General features: G+C 34.4%; 4 protein-coding genes. All 4 read left to right on the top strand.

Features of this window, described 5'->3' with window-relative positions; all coding sequences use genetic code 11:
• Positions 1–92 precede the first annotated feature (92 nt).
• Positions 93–413: a pyruvate kinase gene (locus CK510_RS26995; protein WP_245912456.1), complete on the top strand. Its 321-nt coding sequence runs from the start codon at positions 93–95 to the stop codon at positions 411–413.
• Between the two features lie 379 nt (positions 414–792).
• Entirely contained in the window at positions 793–2,328 is a 1,536-nt protein-coding gene (locus CK510_RS26990; protein ID WP_095724597.1) for a phytoene desaturase family protein, read from the top strand.
• A 59-nt stretch (positions 2,329–2,387) separates the two neighbouring features.
• The gene (locus CK510_RS26985; protein ID WP_095724596.1) at positions 2,388–3,611 is read left to right on the top strand and encodes an FAD-dependent oxidoreductase; all 1,224 of its coding nucleotides are present in this window, start codon (positions 2,388–2,390) and stop codon (positions 3,609–3,611) included.
• Between the two features lie 357 nt (positions 3,612–3,968).
• Positions 3,969–4,271: CBS domain-containing protein (locus CK510_RS26980; RefSeq protein WP_143289459.1), on the top strand; the 303-nt coding region annotated here is incomplete at its 3' end.

Raw genomic sequence — 4,271 nt, 5'->3', positions numbered from 1 at the left:
CGTTGTTCTATTTCCCCTCCAAGTATTGCAATGTCTGTCTAAACCTATTCTGCGTCTTCCTAAAAGAGTCGCACCCACAGCCATTTGGCATCATGATTGCTAGAGGTGATTTAGCAGTCGAGATTGGCTACCAACGTCTTGCTGAAATTCAAGAAGAAATTCTGTGGTTGTGCGAAGCTGCACATGTACCTGTGATTTGGGCAACTCAGGTGATGGAGAATCTTGTCAAACATGGAATTCCCTCACGCGCAGAGATAACTGATGCCGCAATGGCGGAACGTGCTGAGTGCGTCATGTTGAACAAAGGACCTTATGTTGCTGAAGCAGTAACAATTTTGGATGATGTCCTGACTCGAATGCAGGCACATCAAGTCAAAAAGACTCCTCAATTGCGAGCTTTGCATTCCTGGTGACGAATTACAAATCTGAAAACACTCACAATATCCTCACATTTATATCTTAATCTCAAAAATAGAACATTTATCCCTTGCATAAAGGAACAAGCACCATAATTCCTCGCAGCAACATTCGTAATATTAGCATTAGCAGAAATATTTGGATATTCTACAGAAGTGCGATCGCTCTCCTAAGGAATAGCTACTTTTTCAATGAAATTCTTTGAGTATCGAAAATTATCAGAGATTCTAGTGAATGAAATTAATTGAAATATAAAACGAGTAATCTATTAATTGCCTATGGAAATACTTCTACTGTAAAATACTACATTTTTTTATTACCATACGTCATAACAAGATTTTAATTAATACTTTAATTAGCAATTAATGAGGTTTTATGAAAGTCGATTATTTGATAGCGGGTAGCGGTTTATCAGCATTGGTATTTGCAGCGCTGATGGCAAAATCTGGAAAGAAAGTCCTAGTTTTAGAAGCACACGAATATCCAGGAGGTTTTGGACATACATTTGAATTGGCAAATAAATATAAATTCAACGCACAACTTCATTATGTTTGGGATTGTGGTGAAGGGCAAACTGTAAATAGGATTTTGAAAAAGCTAACCTTAGATAAAGAAGTCACTTTTGAGCGGTATAAAATTGATGGATTCGACCATATGAGAATGCCAGGTTACTCACTGGATATTCCTTCAGATAATGGTGAATTAATCAAAAGACTTGCAGTTTTGTTTCCAGATGACACTGGTAATATTACAAAATTCATTTTGGAAATACAAAAAGCAAGGGAGGGATTGCGTAGCTTAACTTCTCCAATTAATCCTTTGAAGCTAATTAAAAATTTTAATGGGGCATTCTGTGCTTTAAGTTATTTGAATAGTACCCTTCAGGATGTTTTTGATAAATTCAAATTACCTCAAGCAGCACAAACATTATTAGCACTACAATGGGCTGATTTTTTGTTACCTCCAAATCAACTTTCTTTTTATGCTTGGGTGATTTTATTTACTGGATACCAACAAGGTGCTTTTTATCCAACAAAACACTTTGAGCATGTGATTAATTCATTGGTAAAAGTAATTGAAGAAAATGAAGGTAAGGTTTTCGTTAATTATGAAGTAACGGATTTCTTAGTTAGTAATAAAACTGTAAATGGAGTTAGGGCAATTAATAAAATTACCCATGAAAGCCATGAATTTATTGCTGAAACGGTTATCTGTAATATAGACCCGAAAAAAGCGGCTTCAATGATTGGAATTAATAAGTTTTCTAAGTCTGTACAAAAGCAGCTTAATTACGATTATTCTCCTTCCAATTTTATGACTTATTGTGTTGTCAAGGATATCGATTTACGAGACTACGGTTTTGGTCATTGGAACACCTTTCATTCAGGACATTGCGACTTGAATGAAGCGTTTTATCAAATGTATGAAAATCATAATTTTTCTAATCCTAGCTTTGCGATTACCACACCAACACTACTAACGGAACATGAACGTGACTGTCCAGAAGATTGTCAAATTATCGAATTTTTGACTGTTGCCAATTATGATTATTTTAAAAAACTGCAAGATAGTGATAAAAAAGCTTATCGGCAAAAAAAACAAGAAATATTCGACCAGATACTGGATGTGATGGAAAAAAACTATATTCCCAATTTAAGGAAACATATAATTTTTCAAATTACAGGTAGTCCAACTACAAACGAACGTTTTTGTTGGTGTCCTCAAGGTAATTCCTATGGTTCTAATCTCACACCTGAAAATATGGGAATTGGTAGGTTAAGTTATAAGACATCATTAAATAATTTCTATTTCTGTAATGCTTCTTCTGGTTATCCAGGATTTGCTCCTACCTTTTGGACTGGGGCAATGTTATATCAAAGATTAGCGAATGATTGGATTTTGTCAGCATGAATTAATTTTGATTCTTAATGATTCAAATTTTAGAATTCTCATTAATTAGGATATGAGATATGAAAATCGCAATTATTGGTGGTGGTGCAAGTGGGATGGTGACAGCATACCTACTCAATAAAGATGGTCATAGTGTAACTATTTTTGAAAAAAAATCAATTTTGGGTGGACATATTCAGACAATAAATAAAAATGTTAAATCCCCTCAAACTCCAAGTAACTTGTTTTTAGAAGGTGGTGTAATTGAATTTCCTTTAAAGTTTTATAATTTCCTCAATTTGATGAAAGAATTAGAGGTGGAATTAGAACCTGTTGATATAGGTTCATCATTATTTTTTAAAGATGGACGACACTTTCTTTCTGGTTCTGCTATCCGCAAAAATTACAGTGGATTCCAAAGATTAATAGAATATCTGAGACTTGATACAATTTATGCACGTTCTGCCGGATTTTGGTTAAAAACCCATCTTGCTCAAATTCCAGATTTATACGACAAACCAATGTCTTATTACTTGAAATCTCAATGTATTCGGAATGATTGGGTAAAATTACTCGCAATGTATAGCTATTCAATGCCATTTGAACTCATAGATAATTTTCCCGCAGAATTAGCAATTCCTGCCCTAAGAAATTATGTATATACGGGATGGGTAAGAATTAAAGGAGGAGTATATTCCTACATTGAAAAAATCTTGGAAAAATTCAAAGGTGATATTTTACTTAATGCCGAAATAGTCGATATTTCTAGAAAAGCAGATGCTGTCATCATTGAATTAATGAATGGAGAAAGATATACATTTGATAAAATTGTCTTTGCCACACCACCCGATCAAGTCATGAAATTATTATCAGAACCGACAGATGACGAAATCAAACGATTTTCGGGATGGAAACCAAATGAAGCACAAACCATATTGCATACAGATACATCCATGTACAACCAATATGGGATTAAACAATTTTCGGAATTTGATTTCTTTGAAACAGAAAATGGATGGGGATATAATGCCTATCTTAATCAGCTTTGTGGGGTGAAATCAGAGCAAAAATATAGTTTGGCATTTAACTTAAAAAATGCGATCGCACCCAATAAAATTATCCATACTTTTGACCACCATACGCCCCTATATACTGTCGATTCTTTTAGATATAGGGATGAAGTAGTTATGACTAATGGTGACAATAATACCTATCATGTAGGAGCATACTTGGTAGATGGATTACACGAAGGAGCTATCACATCGGCAATCCGGGTTGCTAATGCGATATGCTTCCGGCATTAAGCTCTGGTTATCGCGAAATACTATCCTTGCATCAGGTAATAATTTGCTGCAATATGAAAATAAAAAATATCCTCACAAAATACTCAACTTATTTTCCTATATTTATAGCTATAGGGAAATAAAAGCCCTTAAGTAAATTGGCTCTTGCGTCCCTTTTATGGTGATTGACGATTTATTGTAACAAAACCCTTGCGGGGTAAGGGTTATAAAGAATTATGGTAATGATTAGATTTTCCATAAAAGTAACGGAAGAACCAGTAAATTAAAGTAATCACAGGTATTACTTAACTCTGTTGACTTCAAACAAACAACTAAACTCACTAAAAGATATTGAAATAAAATTCGAGGCAAACTGATATGTTGAAAGCAGCAGATATCATGACAAACGACGTTGCCACAATCCGCAGTTCGGCAACTGTAAGTGAAGCTGTAAAATTGATGCAAGCAAGGCATTGGAGAGCGTTAATTGTAGAACGTCGTCATCCTCAAGATGCATACGGAATTATCACTGATTCGGATATTGTCAGCAAAGTAATTGCCTATGGAAAAGACCCTTCTAAAATTCGAGTTTATGAGATTATGACAAAACCATGCATTGTTGTAAATCCTGATTTAGGATTAGAATATGTCGCACGTTTATTTGCAGATTATCATTTGTTG

This window comes from Brunnivagina elsteri CCALA 953 (assembly GCF_002289455.1).
GTDB lineage: Bacteria > Cyanobacteriota > Cyanobacteriia > Cyanobacteriales > Nostocaceae > Brunnivagina > Brunnivagina elsteri.
This window is presented reverse-complemented; position numbering and strand designations above follow the sequence as displayed.

Excerpts from the sequence above, each read along its gene's own strand:
- CK510_RS26995 (WP_245912456.1), top strand. The coding sequence starts at position 93 with ATGATTGCTAGAGGTGATTTAGCAGTCGAGATTGGCTACCAACGTCTT.
- CK510_RS26990 (WP_095724597.1), top strand. The coding sequence starts at position 793 with ATGAAAGTCGATTATTTGATAGCGGGTAGCGGTTTATCAGCATTGGTA.
- CK510_RS26985 (WP_095724596.1), top strand. The coding sequence starts at position 2,388 with ATGAAAATCGCAATTATTGGTGGTGGTGCAAGTGGGATGGTGACAGCA.